Here is a 20,273-nt window from a genome sequence, read left to right on the forward strand (position 1 = left end):
TCCATCCTCCAATTCATCCCTTTTGTAGAATTTCATGCGCGTGTTCTCTGAATTTTTTTGCTCCTTCTTCAGGAGTTATTTTTTTATACATAATTTCATCTGATATATTTTTTAAGACTTCTATCACCTGTGAGCTGCCTGTCGGATCTGGCGGGTACATTTCGTTTGTAAGACTTATGGCTTTCTCAACATATTCGACGATTTTTAATTCTTCTCCAGAAAGCATAGGCTTTACTTCTTCCGATATCTTAGATGAAACAGGGACACCTCGTTCACCCTTCATTAATTTATTTGCTTCCACATTATTCACAAAAAAATCAATGAATTTAGCCGCTTCTTCTTTATACTTAGAACTTTTCGGAATGGATAAAAGCATGCTCGGTTTTAAAAAAAGCGCCTGATTTTCGTAATGCTCCGGTGGTAAATTTAATGTCAATGGAGCTTCTGTTAATTGATCAAAGCTTGCATATTGATTAGAATAGTTCCAAGTAATTGCTGACTTTCCATTTACAATTAAATCATCTTCCATCCCTCTAACAGCTGCTGCTACTTCATTTGGTGTAGGAAATGCTCCGCCTTCTACAAGCCTTAACTGCATGTTAAAATAATCAACAAATAATTGATCATTTTTATATGCAAGTCCTGTCCCCTCTTCGTTGTAAAACTGCTCACCTTTTGTTCTAAGATAGTAGGGAAAGAAGATATCTGGTGGATGCATTCCATTTGAGCCATAGACATTTGCATATTTCTTAATATCCAAAGCCATTTGCTCCATATCGTCCCAAGCCCAAGTATCATCATATATTTTCACACCGGCTTTATCTAACAACTGCTCGTTGGAAATAACAGAAAGAACATTAATTCCTACTGTAAAGCCATATAGTTCCTCTCCAATTTTCCCGCTGTTCACAACACTTTCCCGAATAGAGGAAGTATCAATGGTGTTGTTTTTAATAAAAGGTGTTAAATCTTCAAGTAATCCTTTTTCACCGTATTGCGATAAAAAAGCAATATCCATCTGAATAACATCAGGAAGTTGATTCCCTGCCGCCATAGGAGCTAAATTTCTCCAATAATCATCCCAATTTGCAAAAACAGGTTCTACGTTTATTGTTGGGTTTTCTTTCTCAAAAAGCTCAATGATTTCGGTCGTATACTCATGTCTGGGGTGTCCTCCCCACCAAGCTACCTTTATCGTAATCGGTTCTTTATCAATGACACTTTCATCTTGGTCTTGAATTGACTGACACGAGGTTAGAGACAATAATACAAATAGGGCAATACATAAAAGAAAAAGCTTGTTCATAGTAAATCATCCTTTGTAAATGCTTACATATATAGTTATAGTTTAGTAGGTATTCTCATGATTTTTAATGAAAAATACAGACTGAAATGATGAAAAAACAGTGATATCTTCATCATTTCAATTGTAAGCATTTACACCTGATCAATCTACTTAAATCTTTTTCTTTATTGATGTACAGTCACTGATTCATGTTTTTTGTTTACTTTGTTGAACGCATTCATTGCCGGTTTAGACATAACCAAAGCTAATACATTTCCACTGCAAACGATCATAAGTGGTGGAGCAAACGATAGTAAAATAACTAACCCTAAACTACTAATCAACATGATAAGTGTTTTAAGTGGATTCATAACCATCACAAAAAATGAGTTTTTTAGTATATCCAGTATTTTCATGTTGAAGTGAACATACATTGGAAACACATAAAGCAATGTACAAATAAAAATGAGGGAAATGATTAAAAAAGGAATGTTCAACAAGTTTTGAACCATTGTAGAAGCTTGTTTTAAAAATAGGAAATCAATAAATAAAATGATCCCAATCAGCGATATAACAGCTCCGAACATATTACTTTTCACAAACTCGCTTTTATATGAGCTCCAAAACACAGAAAACACCGGTGCCTCAAGATCTCCCCTTGCCCATCTTCTCACGACAGCAAACATGGCAACTGTTGCAGGATAAAACCCCAGGACAATAAAACCAAGTAAGGAAAAACCGATCCACAATATATTTAATAACGCTAATCGTGAAATCCATTCCAGTATGTTGTTTACACCACTCATAAATCCATGTGTTTCCATAGCTCTGCCCCATTCCTTTTTTAATAATTTCTGAACAAAAGTGCAAGCGCCTTGGTTAGCCTCGGGCAAATAAGACGCAAAGGAATAGAAGACGTTCTTTGTCTCCAATTCCTTTGTGGCTAGACCCTAGAGGCAGTCAATAACGCGACGTCCTGTCGCAATGACTGCACTTGCACGTCCTGTGCTTCTGGGCTAGGCGCTGGAGCTGGATGTCGCGTACTTATCCACAGTTCAAGAATTTTATAATTTCCTGGACGATTAAAAAGTCAGATGAAGGGTTAGCTATTAGAGCTTAACCCTTTAATCCACTTGTACTAATTCCTTCAACAACATGGCGTTGGAATAAGAAGAAGATAACAAATACAGGGATTAGTGTAACAATTGACATTGCAAACATTGCTCCCCAGTTTGAAACCGTTTCATTACTTAAGAACATATTTAACGCCATTGATACTGTATATTTATCAGGACTATTTAAATAAAGAACAGGTCCCAGCAAGTTATCCCATGTCCAATAGAATGAGAAGATCGACACTGTTGCTAATGCAGGTCTAATTAACGGCAAAATAATTTTATAAAAAATCTTGAATGTCCCACATCCATCAATTGTTGCTGCTTCATCTAATTCTCTTGGTATTGTTCGAATAAATTGAACAAGAAGGAAGATGAAAAACGGGTGACCAAAGTAAGCTGGAACTGCAATTGGTTTTATCGAGTCAAGCCAACCTAATTTTGAAAAGATAATGTACTGAGGGATCATAACAACCTCATACGGTAACATAAGTGTAACCATCATAAGAGCAAACCAAAAACTTTTTCCAAAGAAGCTTAATCTTGCAAATCCGAACGCTATCACAGCTGAAGAAATGACTTGACCTATCATCGTAATGATAACAAGAACGACCGTATTTTTAATAAACACACCAAACGAATTGCCGCCGATCCCTTCCCAGCCTTGAGCAAAATTTGAAAGAATAAATGGATCCGGAATAAGTGATTGCGCTGTTACAAAGATCGTGTCACTTGGCTTAAAAGAGCTCATTAACAGCCATATAACAGGGTACAGCATAAGAATCGCAAACCCGCCAACAAGAATGTGATAAATCCACCACTTCGGCTTCTTTGCTTTCGGCATTTCAAAGCGCTTAGAAGCCGTATTGATTTCTGTATTTGTTTGCATCCTTATTTCCCTCCTTCCGATTCATAGTGAACCCAAAACTTCGATGTAGCAAAGATAATCGCTGTAAGAATTCCTACAATAATAAGCATGATCCATGCCATCGCTGACGCATAGCCCATATTAAAGAATTCAAATCCTTGAATGAATAGATAGAGTGAGTAAAGAAGTGTTCCATCTAAAGGACCACCCGTTCCCTTCGAAATAATGAAAGCTGGAACAAATGTCATAAATGCTGCAATGGTTTGCATAATTGTATTAAATAAAATAACCGGGCTTAACATCGGAAGTGTAATTTTCGTGAATTTTTGCCAAAAGTTCGCTCCGTCAACACTTGCCGCTTCATAATAAGTCATTGGAATACCTTTTAATCCAGCTAAGAAAATTAACATCGATGAACCAAATTGCCATACAGATAAACAGATAAGCATCCAAAGTGCTGCTGTTGGGTCACCAAACCAGCGAACATCCGGAATACTAAAGAATGCCAGCAACAGGTTGATAATTCCTTCATCACCGAAAATATTACGCCACATAATAGCAACGGCAACACTTCCTCCTATTAATGAAGGCAGATAAAATAGCGTCCGGTATAACCCTACAGCTCTTGATGCTGTGTTAAGTACCATGGCGATTAATAAAGCAAATCCTAAACGTAATGGAACTCCGGCAAAAACATAGATAAGGGTAACTTTGAGAGATTGCCAGTACCTTGGATCTTCAGTAAACATTTTTTTATAGTTTTCAAGACCAATCCATGTTGGAGAAGCGAATAGGTTATATTGTGTGAATGAAAAGTATAATGAGGCAACAATTGGGATAAACGTAAACGCTAGAAACCCAATGATAAAGGGACTAATAAATGCGTAGCCTTTCATATTTTGTTTAAGGGCGCGAGCACTCATACGATCATTTCCTTTCTCCCAAACAGTGATGATATTTTAAAGTCTAGTAGCTGATCTATAATGACCAGCTACTAGTGTTTTAATCACTATTTATTTTGAGATAATATGCTTTCTGCTTGTTGTCTAAATTGTTTAGCAGCATCTTCAACCTTCATTTGACCATAATTCATTTGTTCTGATAGGCTATCCAAAAGCTCAATAACTTGGCCTGCACCGATCGGATCCGGACCATCAAATTCAGAACTGTTTTGTTCAGCCCATTCGACACTATCAAATACTTGGACTTGTTCTGGTGTTAACACAGGCTTCAGTTCTTCCTTAATAACAGAAGAGCCAGGGATTCCGCGATCTCCTAAATTTAATTTGTTTGCTTCGACATTATTTACGAAGAAGTCAATGAACTTCGCTGCTTCCTCTTTATGTTTTGAATTCTCGGCAACAGACCAGAACATACTAGGTTTTAAATACAAACCATCACTTGTGTTAGGTCCCGGCATGTTGTGAATTTTTAACGGACGATTAGCTACCTGCTGAATACCAACAAACTGGTTAGACCATTGCCAAATTCCAACTGCTTTTTCTTTTACAACCGGATCATCCTCTAGACCCTTCAATTGAGCCAGATAATCAGGTGTTGGGACAGCACCATCTTTTACTAATTGTGATGTCATACTGAAGAAATCAATAAACATTTGGTCATCCTCATATCCTAAAGCAGTACCATCCTTGCTATATAAAGACTTTCCTTGTGTTCTTAAGTAGTAGTTAAAGAAAACATCTGCTTTCATACCTGTGTCCATAAAGAGACCGGCATCTTTCGCTTTTGCCGCGATTTCCATATAATCATCCCATGTCCAATCTTCTGCTAACGAATCAACACCGATTTTCTTTAAAAGTGCTTCATCATAGTGAAGACCAACAACGTTTACTCCTAAGTTAAAGCCATATAATTTATCACCAATTTTTCCACCGTTAATATAATTTTCAGTGTAATTTGTTGTATCAATTTGATTTCCAACATATGGAGTTAAATCAGCTAATTGGCCATTTTCTGCATACTGTGAAAAATAGGAAAGGTCCATTTGAATAATATCAGGAAGCTGTTGTGCAGAAGCCTGTGGTGCTAACTTCTTCCAGTAATCATCCCAGCTAGCATATTCAGCTTGAATCTTTACACCTGGATTTTCTTTTTCATACATTTCGATTATTTCTAATGTGTAATCATGACGTGGTTCTGATCCCCACCATGCAATACGAAGTTTAATTTCTTCATCTCCGCTTCCACCGCCTGAATCTGAAGTAGATTCACCTGAAGAAGTATTACTTCCTCCACTACAGGCTGCCAAAGAAAATACCATAACAACTGCTAATAACCAAAACAACCATTTCTTCATTTCTCTTCCCCCTCTTATTTTCTGTTACCGCTTACAACCCCTATTTTATTAGGTTTATAGGTCTTTTGAAATGCAAAAATCAGATAACTCTGTTCAAAAAACAGTGAATTCTGACAACTATTTTTAAACTACTTGGACTTACTATCTATTACAGGTACTATCTCCTACAAATAAAGCCCACAACCTAGTTCAATAGATTGTGAGCTTTTATCATCAATTGACTTTCTTATATTCAGAAGGAGAATAACCTGTAAATTTCTTGAATACCTGACTAAAATATTGGGGGTTATCTCCAAACCCTATACTTTCAGCTATAGCAAATACTTTAATATCATCCATTAATTCAATCTGTTCCAAGGCTTTATTTATCCGTTGCTGTGTTACAAAACTGGAAAACTTTTCACCTGTTTCCTGTTTAAAAAGTTTACCTAAATAGTCAGCATTCATATACACCTTATTAGCAACCCATTTTAAAGATAAATCTGTATTTGCCAGGTTTTTCTCCACAAGGTCCATCATCTTCTGAATAACTTCGGAATGATTGGACTTATGTTTCTCATAATAATGTTGGGTAATGTCAATTGCTGTCATAAGAAAGGATTCTTTCATTTGTTGAATTGTGTCCATTTCCAGCAATGAAGACATTTTCCCTGTATAAGATTGGATCCTTTTAGAGTCAGTATGTTGGATCATGACTAAAAACAACTGCATAACATATGATCTTGCTAACCCAATAGATAATCTTTTACTTGCCAACTCTTGAAAAAATTGTACGATTTCATTTTCAACCTTTTCGATATTCCCGGATTTTATAAATAGACACAAGCTTTGTCCATCATATTCATAGTCTGTTAATTTCGTATCCTGTTGGATATCATTTTTCGTAATGATACTTCCTTCGCCTAAATAGAACCGGTGATGTAAACATTCTAGTGCCTCTAAATATAGTTTTCTAACATTCGTAATGCAATCCATCTCACTTATCGCAACAGTCATATCCATTTCGTATATGTTAAAGAAATGATTGCGTAATCGTTCAATTTGATCTTGAAGAACTGAAAAATCCTGTTCATCAACAAGAAATAATGCATATTCTCCAATATTTGTTGATAAGACGGATTCAGAGAATAGATCTTCTCCAAGATTTTCAATGACAAACATATGCTCGTAATGGTATTCCCCTTCAATTCGAAAAATAATAAGTCTTATAAACTCATCATGAAAATTAACTCTTAAAAGCTTTTCATAAAATTGAATACCTTGATTATTATCAAGCTTGGTTGTAATGAATTCCTTGAGTAACTGCTTTTTCATATATGGTTGGATCTGATCCAGACGGCTCTTCATATCAAAGAGAGACTGCTCTTTCTTTGCATCTGTTGATAGATCATTTATGATACTTGTTAGTGCTTCAACAATACTCATTTCATTACAAGGCTTTAGTAAATAATGCTTTACTCCATGCTCCATTGCTCGTTTCGCATATTCAAACTCGTTAAAACCGGACAAAATGATAAATTTTACTTCAGGAAATTCTTTGGACACTCTTGTTACTAATTCCAACCCGGTCATACCCGGCATTTTAATGTCACAAATAACGATATCCGGCCTTTCTCTCATAATAAAATCGTAGGCCTCAAGGCCGTTACGCGCGGTACCAATTAATTCAGTACCAATCTCTTCCCAATCTATGATACTTGAAATACCTTCTAAAATAATTCTTTCGTCATCAACTAGTAAAACTTTATACATAACTCCACCTCGTTTGATATGGAATGATAATGAGCACCTTTGTTCCAATGTTTAACTCGCTATCAATTTGTAATCCATATTTTGACCCGAAGACAAATTTTATTCTAGAATCAATGTTACTAAGACCAATCCCATTTCCTCTTGTCTTAAATTCTCCCCTACGCACTTGTTCAAGTTGTGCCATGTCCATCCCCTGTCCATTATCCTCAACAGCAAGATATAGATTTTTTCCTTCTTTATATGCCGTAACTTTTATTTCGCATGGCTCCATCATCATTTCAAGTGCATAATTAATTGCATTTTCTACTAACGGTTGGATAATCAGCTTTGGTATAAGACAACCTTTGACATTTTCATCAATTTCAAGGAAAAAATTTAGACGTTCCTCAAATCTGAATTTTTGAATGGTAATATAATGCTGAACCATTTCAATTTCTTCTTGAACGGTTATCACATCATCCTTCAAACTAATTGCATTTCTTAGCAGAAAGCCCAGTGATTCAACCATTTTTGATATTTGGGTTTGTTTATTGATCTTCGCTAACCAATTAATTGATTCGAGTGTATTATAGAGAAAATGTGGATTTATTTGGGATTGCAATGCTTTAAATTCCGTATCCTTTATTAGGAGTTGTTTTTCATAGTTTTCATTGATTAAATCATTGATTCTTTCAATCATGACAAAGAAATTTCTGTGAAGAATACCAATTTCATCTTTTTCTTCGGTAAGCCTAAATGTATCAACAGCTTTGAAATCACCGTTTTGAACGACTTTCATAGCTGAAACCAAGTTTTCAATTGGGTCTGTAATCCTTTTCGAAAAACGAATGAAAAAGTAGATGGAAGATAGTAAAATAACGAAAAATAAAAAAATAACCAAAAACTTAATTGTCGTAACTTTTGCAAACATTGTTTCGAAAGGTAGCACATTCCAATATGTCCAATTGGCATACGTAGAATTTGAGTATGTGACAAAGTAATTTCTTCCAGCTAGTTTTTGGATTTGATACCCCTGTCTATCACTTACAGATAAATTTAATTTATCTATCTGTATGGATGTTTCTTCAGAAAAAAAGATGTCTTCTCCATTCGAAATTGCTATACGTCCTTCCTGTCCTCCCCACTCCCTCGGAAGCTCCTTAACGATGTCATTTAAGGACACCTCAATAATCAATGTTCCTAAGTTATCAAGACTTAGGTTTTGATAGGATCTTAACTGTCTTGCAGAAAAGATTGTATTTTGCGAGTCTTTTAGAGAAACCCATACATTTCTTCCGTCCCCTTCTCTTGCTCTTTGCTCAAGATGATCTGCATTTTCGTAAAGAATAGATGCCGTGATTTTACCAGCCTGATATTCCTTTCCATTTCTGTCAAACAGATGAATGGATTGAATATACTCCTCAGATCCTATATAACTTGTCAGGGTATCCCTAATTTCCTTTTCAATTTGATATTGATCGTAATTAGTAAGCTCTTTCTTTGCTTCAATTAATGACTGTTGAATTTTATTATCAGCCAGTACTCTATAGGAAACTTCTTCAATGTTTTTTAGTTCGTCTTCAATCCTGTTAGAAGACATGATTAGAACTTGTGATGACTTACGATAAATTTGTTCATCATAGCTATTAAAAGCATATTGAAAGCCTAAGATAATAAACGATAAACATACCACCATTATGGTCGAAATAATGATAATTAGCTTATACTTAATTTTTAAGTTCTTGTATCTGTTTAAAATACAAAGCTTTAAGTTTTTCATTATCTACAGACTCCAATGTGATTATTTTTCAACGTTTACAGGTAACCGCTTTCAACTACTATTACTAAGAAGGAACCTTTCTGCAGAAGTACGGTTCCCTGTCATTTTATGCTCTTAGCGGGTATCCCATTGTTGACATTAAGGCAAGACCAGGTTGCGTCGAGTCTAAGCGACTATATTGAACAATAATAGGAAGATCACTTTCTATTTCAATAGAGTATGGAACACCTGCCGGAATTTTCTCACCATTTAATTCTAAAGATGATGTTCGGAGATGATTACTTCTTTTTCCTTGAACAACAATTGGAATCCTTTCCAATGGATCACGATCTTCAAAATAGATCGTAATAAAAGCTTGAGCGTCCTTATTATGACAGTTTAAAATACAGATGGATTCGTGACTAAGTAATTCCCCTGTACTAAGTGGTGGAATATACCCATCCGGTATTATCCAATGTGTTTCTCCTTTACCCGTATACATATAAAAACCTCCTTATTAATGAATCATTTATCCCATAATATTTATCTATTATAATATCAAGAATCTATATTGAATACCCTTTCATTTTTATCTAACTAGAGAATAAGTGGTCCAGTCATTTTCTCTTCATTATATAAAATACAATCTGAAATACATATATACTTATCAGACAATTAGGTTTAAAAAACAGTGAACGTTAACAGATTAATAAAGAACAAATTCAAAAGCCTCATTGCGGTCACACTTTAACGTACCATTTTCCACCTGTAACTTAGCAACTTGGATAGATGAACGTTTTGCTTCATACTGATCTGCCCGAACACCCTCTTTTCTTCCCGGATGGGTGAAATAGAATACAAATGCCTGATCTCCTTGAACATGTACATCTGCGTGATACCCAAATGACCAATCATCGGTTCTTTCACCAGGTTCGTCTAAGATCGTTGTATTGTACTCCCAGTCCTCACAATCATTTGACTTATAAACCGCTTGACCAGACCACTTATCAACAATCATCCAATAATACTCTTGAAAATAAAATACATTCGGTCCTTCATGTGGGTATTCTGCAATAACAGGACCAACAACCTCCCACTGATACAAGTCTTCACTGTCTGCTGCATAGGTATAAGAATTATCCGCCTCATCTTTATACCACATTCTGAAACGACCATCCGGCAAAACATGTACACATGCATCAATAACAAAAACAGAGCTTAATTCTAATATAGACTCTAATTTCCAATCCCATAAATTTCGACTGGTATAGTGAATAATTTCTCGTTTATGCCCCTCCCACTGATTCGGTACTCCTTGAATATAGCTAACATACATATGATACGTTCCATTATGATAGATAATTTCAGGTGCCCAAAACGTGTTTCTGCCTCTTTCAAAATCAAGACCTTCTATAACTCCTCTGTAGTTCCATGATTTTCCTCCATCTGATGAGGTTGCAATACCTAAATCGGTTCCATGAACCCATGATACACCCTCACACTGAACAATTGCCCTTCTATTTGTATAAATCATCCACCACTCTTTTTGGTCATGATTCCATATAATAGTAGGATCAGCAGCTCCATCGAAGATTGGATCACGAAATAATGGTGCTTTCGGTGATGTAAATGTATTCAATTTCATTCACTCCAACTCTATCATTTACTAAATAATATATACTTTTTGATGTACAAAAAAGAGTGCACTATCCAGTTGAGGATAACGCACTATTCTTACCCGAAAATTATTTTAATTCTTCCATCGCTACAGCATCCATATCTGTAAACGTATAGTTCTCACCAGCCATTGCCCAGATAAACGTGTAGTTACTAGTACCTACGCCTGAGTGGATTGACCATGGCGGTGATAAAACAGCCTGTTCATTCTTTACAACTAAATGTCTTGTTTCTTTAGGCTCACCCATGAAATGGAATACTCTTGAGTTCTCATCCATATCGAAATACAAATATACTTCCATGCGGCGGTCATGAAGATGTGCAGGCATTGTATTCCACATATTGTTCGGCTCTAATAACGTCATCCCCATCATTAACTGACAGCTTTGTATACCATCTGCATGAATATACTTATAAATCGTACGCTTATTTGATTCACTATCAGATCCCAAATGATTTGGCTCCGCATCTTCAATTGGAGCTTTTTTCGTTGGATATTGTTTATGGGCAGGAGTTGACACAATATAAAACTTCGCTGGATCTGAAGAGTTTGTGCTTTCGAATAAAACCTCTTTGTTACCTAGGCCAACATATAAACAGTCTCTTTTATTTAAGGTATACGCTTGCCCATCAACTAGTACAGTACCTTCAGCACCGATGTTAATAATCCCTACTTCACGTCTTTCCAAGAAATATTCTGTTTTGAGAGTTTCTTGATCTTCTAGTTTAAGAGCTTGTGTTGTAGGAATTGCTCCCCCTGTTACAACTCGATCATAATGAGAGTACGTCATATTGATTTCACCTTGAACAAAAAGTGAATCCATTAGAAAATCACTTCTCAATCTTTCTGTTGTATATCCTTTAAAATCTGTTGGATTTGTAGCATGTCTAATTTCCATTTTTCTTTCCCCTTTCGATTTTTGATTTTCATGTAAGAAATGCGGAAGCACCTTGGTTAGCCTAGGGCAAATAAGGCGATTTGGAATAGAAGGCGTTCTTTGCCTTCAATTAATATTGACTAGACCCTAGAGGGGCTAGGCGCTGGAGCTGAACACCAAAAATAAGTACAAGATTTTAAACTAACTTACCTAGAGGAACCTATAATTTAAGAGCTCATCCATCCACCATCGACACATAAAATATGACCATTTACATAGCTTGAGGCATCCGAAGCTAAATAGATAACAGCTCCTTTTAGATCTTCAGGAGTTCCCCAACGGCCTTGAGGAATTCTGGAAGTAATATAGTCATTCCGCTCTTTATTTGCTCTCAGTTGAGATGTATTATCTGTCTCCATATAACCAGGAGCGATAGCGTTTACATTAACACCTCTGCTCGACCACTCATTTGCAAGTGATTTTGTTAACCCTGCAACAGCATGTTTGCTGGCCGTATAAGCAGGCACTCTTAATCCACCTTGGAATGAAAGCATTGAGGCTACATTAATGATTCTGCCTGAGCCATGTTCAAGCATATGCCCTCCAACCTCTCTGCAAAGTTGAAACACAGAATGCTGGTTGACTTTAATCACTTCATACCAATCATCATCAGAAAAGCTCTCTGCATTTTCTCTTCTAATAATTCCGGCATTATTAACTAAAATATCAATTCTATCTGTTATAGCTAACGCCTCAGAAACTAGCTTTCCGGCAGCTAGATCTTCAGACAAGTCAATTTTTACATCATGAAAGGTACCACCAATAGATTCAATTTTGTTCCGTGTTTCCGACATATCACTCATTCCGGCACCTATAACAGTTGCACCTGCCTCTGCAAGACCAACTGCCATACCTTGCCCTAATCCACGGCTTGCTCCTGTTAATAAAGCAACTTTTCCCTTTAGAGAAAAAAGTGATTCCATTTATACCCCTCCTCTGTTTATTGTCGTACTTAAATGTTCGTTATTGTTCAGTATAGTTTGATTATAGCACAAATAAAAAAGATGACAACGGTTAATTCTCCGTTTGTCATCTTTTTCGGTTTATTTTTAGTCGATTTTGCATAACTTGTTGTTTACTAATGCTCTTAAGTTGAAGATTAGTTCGTTCCATTACGATCCAGACACAAGATTTACCGGGGAGGAAGCTTGCGCGCCTCCTTCGGCTTCGCCTGTAGGGCTAAAGCCTTTCCTCTACCTTCCACAGGAATCAAGTGTCTTCCGCTTCATTCACTGTCAATTTACATTCATATTTAAAACAATAATTAATAAACGATCATCGACCGTTCGTTTAAGTTCGTTTGAGTATATTCAGTTATAAAACAAACGCAAAATAAGCGATGAAAATTAGTGCTAATACATAAACGATAGGGTTTATTTCTTTATGTTTTTTTAATGCAAGCATCGTAATTGGATACATTATAAATCCAAGACCGATTCCTGTTGCTACGCTATATGTTAGAGGCATCATAATGATTGTTACAAATGCTGGTATGGCAATCTCTAGTCTTTCCCATCTTATGTGACGAACCTCACTTGCCATTAAAGCTCCAACAATAATTAAAGCTGGTGCAGTTACCTCTGAAGTAACAACCGAAAGCAGTGGTGAGAAAAATAAAGCAATCGCAAAGAAGCCTGAAATAACAATTGATGAAAACCCTGTCCTTCCTCCAGCAGCAATACCTGCTGATGATTCAATAAAAGAAGCTGTTGTAGATGTTCCTAACACAGAACCTGCAACAGAAGCTGAAGCATCTGCCAAAAGTGCACGGCCTGCATTTGGTATTTTATTTTCTTTTACTATGCCTGCTTGATTTGCAACGGCAATCAACGTACCCGCGGTATCAAAAAATGCAACGAAAAGAAAGGTAAACACCACAGCTAATAATTCCATTGAAAAAATTTGATCTAATTGTAATAACGCTACTCCAAAAGTAGGTTCTAAGCTTGGAATTGCACCAACAATCGCGCTTGGCTTTTCAATAATTCCGAACAACATTCCAACAATTGACGTCATGACCATTCCATAAAAAATACCGCCACGGATGTTTTTCACCATGAAAATAACGGTCACAATAAAACCAAATATGGCTAATAATGTTGGACCAGATTGAATATTACCGAGTGACACAAATGTTGCTTCATTTGCTTGAATAATGCCTGAATTTTTCATGCCAATAAACGCAATATAGAAGCCGATCCCACTGCCGATCGCATATTTTAAATCTTGTGGAATAACTTCAATAATTTTTTCGCGAATCTTAAAAATACTAAGTAGGACGAATAATACACCGGAAATAAATACTCCTGTTAATGCTGTTTGCCAGGGGATTCCCATCCCGATTACAACTGAATAGGTGAAAAATGAATTAAGACCCATGCTTGGTGCAATCCCGATTGGATAATTTGCTAATAGGCCAATTAATAGGGTCCCGATTATAGCTGAGACAGCAGTCGCCGTAAATACAGCCCCTTTGTCTATACCAGCTTCTGATAACACAATAGGATTTACAACTAAAATATATGCCATCGATAAGAAAGTTGTCATACCAGCCAATATCTCTTGTCGATACGTTGTTCCTCTATCTGAGAAATGAAAGAACTGTTTCATCTTTACCTCCTGGATTTTACAAAATTAGAAAAACTCATGCTTACCGCCGGTTCATAATGGCGAAAACCTTAGTTTTTCTTGTCTTTATCATCAATAAATGATCGTATAAAAAAAGCTTTAGAGTCTCCTACCCTAAAGCTTTTACATATTACATACAAAGATTACACACAAAGGCCATACCGCCTGTGATTTATGTAATCCTTGTAGTCATGCTATTTAAGGTAGCTAGGTAGAAACGTTTAGGCCATATCCCTAAACTTATACAAGGAAGATATATTATATTGATATAAGAAAATATTTTAAAGAAATTTAGTTCTTTCGTCAATGTTAATAATTCTCAAATTTGATTTTTTATATAAAAATAACATTAGAAAAACTTGGCTTATCGCCAAGTCCTAATGGCGAAAGTCTTAATTTTTCATATCCTATCATCCATAAAATTTATATTACTTTCTGACAAAAGCGCAAGCGCCTTGATCAGCCTCAGGCAAATAAGACGCAAATGAATAGAAGACGTTCTTTTTCTTCAATTCATTTGTGGCTAGACCTAGAGGCAGTCAATAACGCGACGTCCTGTGCTTCGGGGCTAGGCGCTGTAGCTGGATGTCGAAGCGCTTATCCACAGTTCAAGAATTTTATAATTTCCCGGTAAACGATAAAAAAGCTTCAGTCCCTCCTTTTTAATGGGACTGAAGCTTTTTTTGGTATAGATTGTTTAATTTCTATTAAACAACTTTTCTAAAATCAATATGTCTATCAAGTTTTCTTTTGATTCGTTGTAAAGCATTATCAATCGATTTTACATGTGTGTTTAGTTCTTCAGAAATTTCTGCATATGAATGACCTTCCATATAGAGTAAGAGGACACTTCGTTCCAAATCACTCAATAATTCATTAATCTTTGTTTGAATTTCATTTAATTTTTCTTTATTCATAAGAAATACTTCCGGATTAGTGACATTCTCTCCGGAAAGGACATCCATAAGAGTATAAGAAGATTCTTCATTCATAAGTGGCTTGTCCAAAGAAATAGATGAGTTTAACGGGCTATGTTTCTGACGAGAAGCTGTTTTAATAGCAGTAATGATCTGCCTTGTGATACATAATTCAGCAAAAGCATAGAAAGAAGCCATTTTTTCTTGTCTAAAATCACGGATTGCTTTATATAAACCGATCATTCCTTCTTGAAAAAGATCTTCCTTATCAGCACCTATTAAAAAATATGATTTCACTTTTGAACGTACCAAATGTTGATATTTGCTTATTAAAAATGAAAGTGATTCACTATCTCCTTCATGAGACATTTCGATTAAGATGCTGTCTTCTAAAGAAGAATAACGCTCAACAGGCTCTACTACGGTGTTCACACTCACTCATATCCCTCCTTAGTAACTTTCCGAGTTTTTGATGATCAATTGACTAGTAGATTTCACTACATCTACTTATCCTTTGTAGCGTCCTACATTTTTTCTTGATTTCTTCTCCTTAATTCCTTATCAGTAAGTATAAGTTTACATGCTGAAAACTAAAAACGTTGTCGAAATATATAAGGAATTACAAATTATTTTATTTTTCGATGGAAAGTTATGTTGATACCTGTACACTCTCTTTATTTCCTATATAGGAAAGACGAAAATTTAGAAATACTTGGCTTATCGCGAAGTCCTAATGGCGAAAGCCTTAGTTTTTCTTATACGATCATCCATAAAATTTATATACTTTCTAATAGTACAAAAATAAAAAGTCCCTTATTTCTTTGAGTGAAATAAAGAACTTTACTCTTATAATTATTTAAACCATGTATTATAGACCCAATTACCTGCAAAGAGTAATAAACCAAGAACTATATTCCCTCGTCCAAAAAATTTCGTTACTTTTTCTTCTTTTTTCATTTTTTTATTTTTATAAAACGGGTAGTCATATCGCATAATTAAGCAACCTGTAATAATGAAAATTGCAATAAGGTAATTCATGTATCCGATGTACAATTTTCCTCTCTCCTCATTTAATGGAAGATATTATTTTGCTTTCATCCCGATGCGTCGGATTTTTGTTGTGCAGTTTACCGTTACATTTAATTCCCTATAAAACGAATGCCATTTTTCAGGTGTTTTCACTTTTGTATCCCAAAAGCGAGGATGTTTTGCTCTAATATGTTCACCAAACCCAAAAATGTCTGATTCCTGCTCTTGTGTGTGTTTTATGAATGTTTGAATTGATTCAACAGTATTTTTTGATGTATCTTCTTCAATTTCCTTTATTATTTTTGAATTGTCTATTTCTACATGCTCAGGTGCATCTTTTTCGTCAATCTCTGCTTCATAATTTATATTGACTGTAATTTCAGGTTGATCATCTTTTATTTTGGTATCTATTTTAACAACTCTGCTGGAAATCCTCACCATCACATAGTCTTCTGTGTCAGGGATCTGGACAAAAACTCCATACCCACCTTTTCCATTTCCTAATACTGCCATAAAGAAACCAATTTCAAGCGGATCACTGATTCCTACCATTTTATCACCGCTAAAATATGCAAGTCCTTTGATTTGAACATTTTCTTCTTTTTTTAAACTAATATAAGGCAAAAATGAATCCTGTCCTTTACTTGAGAGGATCGTCCAAAACTCACCAATAAAATCAGATGGAAATCTGCCTAGATCTACTGCATTTTCAAACATTGAAGATAAATATAAACCAGGTACCCTTTCAAAGGTTGGGGTTATCTTCATAAATTGACTAGCTTCTCCTTTTGATATAGCAATCCATGCAGTTCTTCTAATTTCTGAATTCCGCCGAAAAAATCATTAATTCGTTCCACTCCATCTCGTGCCAATTCCTCACTAATGATGATAATTCTTAAATGGCCAAGGAAAATGTCATCTGATATTTCCTGTTCCAAATTTGCTAATGCATCATCCATCGTATGCCCAACAACTTCGAGGATCCAAACAGGATCTGAATTTCCCCCTCCACTTTCAGGTCCAAGAGGGATTTTACCAGGAACAGCAATTTGTGCAGTTATTTTTATCATTTCATTATCTGGACGAGGAAATGAATTTGAAAGATGTGAGACATTTTCTTCTTCTTTGCCATGCTCCTCAGTTGTCTTATCAATAGCAATCCCTAGTATAACGGCACGTTTCTCAATGTCCAAACTGTCCCAACAGCCGGAAAGAAACACAACGGATATAAAAAGAACTATAACTTTGATTATTGTAAATCTAAACTTTAGAAATGTGTTCATTGTTTGCTCTCCGTTTTCTTTTTACAGAATCTATGAGTAACAATAAAACCGGTATTCCGATAGTTAAAATTAATCCAATTTGTCCGACCACTCTGATAATTTCATACATCTGCAAAACATTCTGAGGAATCATTGCAAGTAAAAAGAAAAACGGCAAGATAAAGAAAGACATCATCTTATGATCACTTAATCCTAATAATTGACTCAACATATGAATTGTTAATTTATAGCTTGTTAATAACGTAGTAAAGACGGAGACAACCCAAATGGCTAAAAATATAATATCAAGTCTTTGCAAAATATTCCCCGGTAATGACGTTGTTCTTGCAAGTTCAAGTGTAGGCCATATTAACTTCCTCGTCTCCTCTGTACCAAATACACTCACTGTGGCAATCACAATCAAGGTATATAAACCACCTGAAATGATGATTGCCCAAATACTTGCCTTCATTGCTTTTCTTGCTTTTTTCATTGAAGGAATGATGATTGTCATAACAAATGAACCTTGAAATAATGCTGAAATAATAAAAACTCCTGAAATAATCAAACGAATATCCGGCTCATTTCCCCAAACTGGCTGTAAATAAAGGATATTCCCATTCTTTAGCGATAAAACCACAATTAGCAGTGCAGGTGCAAGGATAAAGGGTAAGTAAAATAATTGAATATAGGCAAAAGTGGTCATATCATGTCTAGTTGTAAAAGCAGCCAATACTAGCATTACAAACACTGTAACTTCTAAAGGGGTTTCTTTTAAAACTGCTGAAATAACAACAGATCCGAATTCACGAGATGCCAGACCTGTTAATATTGAAAAAAACAAGACAAATAAAATTCCTAAAAACAGACCAAGCCACTTCCCAATGATTTTTTGACTGTATCCAATAATGGTATGGTTTGGGTATCTCATACCGAGAATTGTAATAACACTTAATCCAATAAAGGCCAAAATGACGGCAATAACAGTAACTAAAGGAGCCCCTGTATTGTTAGCTTGTACTGCAAATAATGGTAGTGGCAATACTCCAACTCCAATTATCGTACTTATCAAAACACCTGAAGCTGTAGCAGTTGTAATTTCTCTAGGATGTTCCATCTTCATCCCCCTTCCGGCGATGATTACCGACGTTTTCAGAGTCAGTAGTACTATTTTGCTTAGAACTTTTCCTTACTCGTATATCATTTTTAGTGTGTAAAAATCCCGGACGCTTTGGCATCCACCATAAAGGCCCTCGAATCACGACATCTTTCATGCCTTCTATATTAAAAGGTGAAACAGGGCTCATATACGGAACACCAAATGATTTAAGTGAAAGCATATGATTAAAAATCAGGATAACTCCAACAACAACTCCATATAAGCCAAATACCCCAGCCAAAATAACGATTGGAAAGCGGAGCATTCTTAATGCAAAGGCCGCACTATATGCCGGAGTAGCAAATGATCCAATTGTCGTCATAGCAATCACAACAACCGTAATCGGGCTGGCAATCCCGGCCTCAACCGCTGCCTGTCCAATAACCAGTACTCCTACAATTGATAAAGCTCCCCCAACCTGTTTTGGAAGCCGGACGGTTGCTTCACGTAAAACTTCCATCGCCACTTCTATTAACAACACCTCTATTACAGCCGGAAAAGGTACACCAGCACGTCCCCCTGCAACTGCTACTGCGAATTCTGTTGGAAGTAACTCTGGATTGAATGAAATGAACGAAACATATATAGATGGAAAGATTAGTGAAAACACTAATGCCAGAATTCTGGCGATACGAACAAAACTTCCCATTAAATAACGGGAAGAGTAATCTTCAGCTGTTTGATAAAACTGGTTAAATACAACTGGTACAAGCAGGGCAAACGGGGATCCATCTACCATGATTGCGACACGACCTTCTAAAATCCCTCCAACTGTTTTATCAGGTCTTTCTGTGGATTGAACCTGTGGAAATGGTGACATATGATTATCCTCGATAAACTGCTCAATATAACCAACATCCAAAATTCCATCAATGTCAATTTTCGACAAACGATATTCTACTTCCTTTATCAATTCTTCACCCGCAAGACCTCTTACGAAGCATATAGCAACCTTGGACTTTGTCATCTCACCTACATTAAGTGTTTTTACAATAAAGTCCGGTGTTTGTAGGCGATACCTGAGTAAAGAGATATTGGTGCTCAGTGTCTCAATAAATCCTTCCCGCGGACCCAATATAACTTGTTCCGTTTCCGGTTGATTAATCGCACGTTTTTCTACTTTCCTTGTCCCAATTTGAAAAGCTTTTTGTACCCCATCAATTATGATGATTGTTTCGCCTTGAAGAATACTTTGTACAAGCTCCACTTTTTTATTATTTATTACAACTTTGCTATGATAAAGCACTTCGTTCATTAAGATGTCCTGGAGTGTATCTCTATCAATATTTTTCCCTAATAGATGTGTTGGTACAGACATTAATGGCTTTAATATATCTTGATTCAGTGATTGCTGATCTGCAAAATCCGATAGATAAAATAAAGCAGCAGGATATGAACCAAAAATCATAAACTTTCGGGTGACAAAGTCATCATTATCCCCAAGAATTTGTTTAAACCAATTACTATTTACTTGTAAGCTTTTATCAATTACTTCATCTTTCTGGGCTTCAAGCTGGTTATGGGGCAGTTGGTGAATGTATTTAGTGTTTTCCCATTTTTTCCTTGATAATTGAAACCGTGACTTCAT

16 protein-coding genes, 1 pseudogene and 1 riboswitch are annotated in these 20,273 nt (G+C 35.9%); all 17 genes and pseudogenes read right to left on the minus strand.

What is annotated here, in order from left to right; all coding sequences use genetic code 11:
- Positions 1–13: 13 nt before the first annotated feature.
- The 17 genes and pseudogenes from AC0L8O_RS15815 to AC0L8O_RS15895 all read right to left on the minus strand — a co-directional run bounded on the left by AC0L8O_RS15815 (position 14) and on the right by AC0L8O_RS15895 (position 20,273).
- Positions 14–1,306 carry an ABC transporter substrate-binding protein gene (locus AC0L8O_RS15815; RefSeq protein WP_473443632.1) on the minus strand — a complete coding sequence of 431 codons (1,293 nt, stop codon included), beginning with the start codon at positions 1,304–1,306 and terminating at the stop codon, positions 14–16.
- Positions 1,307–1,470: 164 nt separating this feature from the next.
- Complete coding sequence (locus AC0L8O_RS15820) at positions 1,471–2,109, minus strand: YesL family protein (RefSeq protein ID WP_473443634.1); 639 nt, start codon at positions 2,107–2,109, stop codon at positions 1,471–1,473.
- 292 nt (positions 2,110–2,401) lie between these two features.
- Entirely contained in the window at positions 2,402–3,244 is an 843-nt protein-coding gene (locus AC0L8O_RS15825; RefSeq protein ID WP_078435357.1) for a carbohydrate ABC transporter permease, read from the minus strand.
- 47 nt (positions 3,245–3,291) lie between these two features.
- Positions 3,292–4,191, minus strand: coding sequence for a carbohydrate ABC transporter permease (locus AC0L8O_RS15830; protein ID WP_026559482.1), 900 nt, complete (start codon positions 4,189–4,191; stop codon positions 3,292–3,294).
- A gap of 86 nt (positions 4,192–4,277) precedes the next feature.
- On the minus strand, positions 4,278–5,585 hold the full coding sequence (locus AC0L8O_RS15835; RefSeq protein ID WP_473443636.1) for an ABC transporter substrate-binding protein: 1,308 nt from the start codon (positions 5,583–5,585) through the stop codon (positions 4,278–4,280).
- A gap of 213 nt (positions 5,586–5,798) precedes the next feature.
- The gene (locus tag AC0L8O_RS15840) at positions 5,799–7,337 is read right to left on the minus strand and encodes a response regulator transcription factor (protein WP_473443638.1); all 1,539 of its coding nucleotides are present in this window, start codon (positions 7,335–7,337) and stop codon (positions 5,799–5,801) included.
- On the minus strand, positions 7,330–9,096 hold the full coding sequence (locus AC0L8O_RS15845; protein ID WP_473443640.1) for a cache domain-containing sensor histidine kinase: 1,767 nt from the start codon (positions 9,094–9,096) through the stop codon (positions 7,330–7,332). Before AC0L8O_RS15845 ends, AC0L8O_RS15840 begins: the two co-directional genes overlap by 8 nt.
- 106 nt (positions 9,097–9,202) lie before the next feature.
- On the minus strand, positions 9,203–9,577 hold the full coding sequence (locus tag AC0L8O_RS15850; protein ID WP_473443642.1) for a sensory rhodopsin transducer: 375 nt from the start codon (positions 9,575–9,577) through the stop codon (positions 9,203–9,205).
- Positions 9,578–9,781: 204 nt separating this feature from the next.
- The gene (locus AC0L8O_RS15855; protein ID WP_473443644.1) at positions 9,782–10,714 is read right to left on the minus strand and encodes a glycosyl hydrolase; all 933 of its coding nucleotides are present in this window, start codon (positions 10,712–10,714) and stop codon (positions 9,782–9,784) included.
- A 106-nt stretch (positions 10,715–10,820) separates the two neighbouring features.
- The gene (kduI, locus tag AC0L8O_RS15860; RefSeq protein ID WP_216775442.1) at positions 10,821–11,651 is read right to left on the minus strand and encodes a 5-dehydro-4-deoxy-D-glucuronate isomerase; all 831 of its coding nucleotides are present in this window, start codon (positions 11,649–11,651) and stop codon (positions 10,821–10,823) included.
- A gap of 206 nt (positions 11,652–11,857) precedes the next feature.
- Entirely contained in the window at positions 11,858–12,613 is a 756-nt protein-coding gene (gene kduD / locus AC0L8O_RS15865) for a 2-dehydro-3-deoxy-D-gluconate 5-dehydrogenase KduD (protein ID WP_473443646.1), read from the minus strand.
- Between the two features lie 391 nt (positions 12,614–13,004).
- On the minus strand, positions 13,005–14,300 hold the full coding sequence (locus tag AC0L8O_RS15870) for an NCS2 family permease (protein ID WP_473443648.1): 1,296 nt from the start codon (positions 14,298–14,300) through the stop codon (positions 13,005–13,007).
- Positions 14,301–14,484: 184 nt separating this feature from the next.
- Positions 14,485–14,586, minus strand: a riboswitch (purine riboswitch).
- A 439-nt stretch (positions 14,587–15,025) separates the two neighbouring features.
- Positions 15,026–15,673 (minus strand): RNA polymerase sporulation sigma factor SigH, encoded by a 648-nt coding sequence (gene sigH, locus AC0L8O_RS15875; protein ID WP_078434853.1) that lies wholly within the window; start codon positions 15,671–15,673, stop codon positions 15,026–15,028.
- A gap of 414 nt (positions 15,674–16,087) precedes the next feature.
- Entirely contained in the window at positions 16,088–16,288 is a 201-nt protein-coding gene (locus AC0L8O_RS15880; RefSeq protein WP_026559472.1) for a CLC_0170 family protein, read from the minus strand.
- A gap of 30 nt (positions 16,289–16,318) precedes the next feature.
- Positions 16,319–17,547: pseudogene (locus tag AC0L8O_RS15885) on the minus strand (Ger(x)C family spore germination protein).
- Positions 17,525–18,643 carry a GerAB/ArcD/ProY family transporter gene (locus AC0L8O_RS15890; protein ID WP_473443650.1) on the minus strand — a complete coding sequence of 373 codons (1,119 nt, stop codon included), beginning with the start codon at positions 18,641–18,643 and terminating at the stop codon, positions 17,525–17,527. The pseudogene AC0L8O_RS15885 and the gene AC0L8O_RS15890 overlap by 23 nt, the downstream one beginning before the upstream one ends.
- Complete coding sequence (locus AC0L8O_RS15895) at positions 18,630–20,273, minus strand: spore germination protein (RefSeq protein ID WP_473443652.1); 1,644 nt, start codon at positions 20,271–20,273, stop codon at positions 18,630–18,632. The genes AC0L8O_RS15890 and AC0L8O_RS15895 overlap by 14 nt, the downstream gene beginning before the upstream one ends.

Source organism: Metabacillus sp. KJ11-3, assembly GCF_055808295.1.

What these genes read in the sequence shown, in the direction of transcription:
- AC0L8O_RS15850 (WP_473443642.1), bottom strand. Translation starts at nt 9,577, where the DNA reads ATGTATACGGGTAAAGGAGAAACACATTGGATAATACCGGATGGGTAT.
- AC0L8O_RS15890 (WP_473443650.1), bottom strand. Translation starts at nt 18,643, where the DNA reads ATGGAACATCCTAGAGAAATTACAACTGCTACAGCTTCAGGTGTTTTG.
- AC0L8O_RS15870 (WP_473443648.1), bottom strand. Translation starts at nt 14,300, where the DNA reads ATGAAACAGTTCTTTCATTTCTCAGATAGAGGAACAACGTATCGACAA.
- AC0L8O_RS15820 (WP_473443634.1), bottom strand. Translation starts at nt 2,109, where the DNA reads ATGGAAACACATGGATTTATGAGTGGTGTAAACAACATACTGGAATGG.
- kduD (WP_473443646.1), bottom strand. Translation starts at nt 12,613, where the DNA reads ATGGAATCACTTTTTTCTCTAAAGGGAAAAGTTGCTTTATTAACAGGA.
- AC0L8O_RS15830 (WP_026559482.1), bottom strand. Translation starts at nt 4,191, where the DNA reads ATGAGTGCTCGCGCCCTTAAACAAAATATGAAAGGCTACGCATTTATT.
- AC0L8O_RS15840 (WP_473443638.1), bottom strand. Translation starts at nt 7,337, where the DNA reads ATGTATAAAGTTTTACTAGTTGATGACGAAAGAATTATTTTAGAAGGT.
- AC0L8O_RS15815 (WP_473443632.1), bottom strand. Translation starts at nt 1,306, where the DNA reads ATGAACAAGCTTTTTCTTTTATGTATTGCCCTATTTGTATTATTGTCT.
- kduI (WP_216775442.1), bottom strand. Translation starts at nt 11,651, where the DNA reads ATGGAAATTAGACATGCTACAAATCCAACAGATTTTAAAGGATATACA.
- AC0L8O_RS15825 (WP_078435357.1), bottom strand. Translation starts at nt 3,244, where the DNA reads ATGCCGAAAGCAAAGAAGCCGAAGTGGTGGATTTATCACATTCTTGTT.
- AC0L8O_RS15895 (WP_473443652.1), bottom strand. Translation starts at nt 20,273, where the DNA reads ATGAAGTCACGGTTTCAATTATCAAGGAAAAAATGGGAAAACACTAAA.
- AC0L8O_RS15845 (WP_473443640.1), bottom strand. Translation starts at nt 9,096, where the DNA reads ATGAAAAACTTAAAGCTTTGTATTTTAAACAGATACAAGAACTTAAAA.
- AC0L8O_RS15835 (WP_473443636.1), bottom strand. Translation starts at nt 5,585, where the DNA reads ATGAAGAAATGGTTGTTTTGGTTATTAGCAGTTGTTATGGTATTTTCT.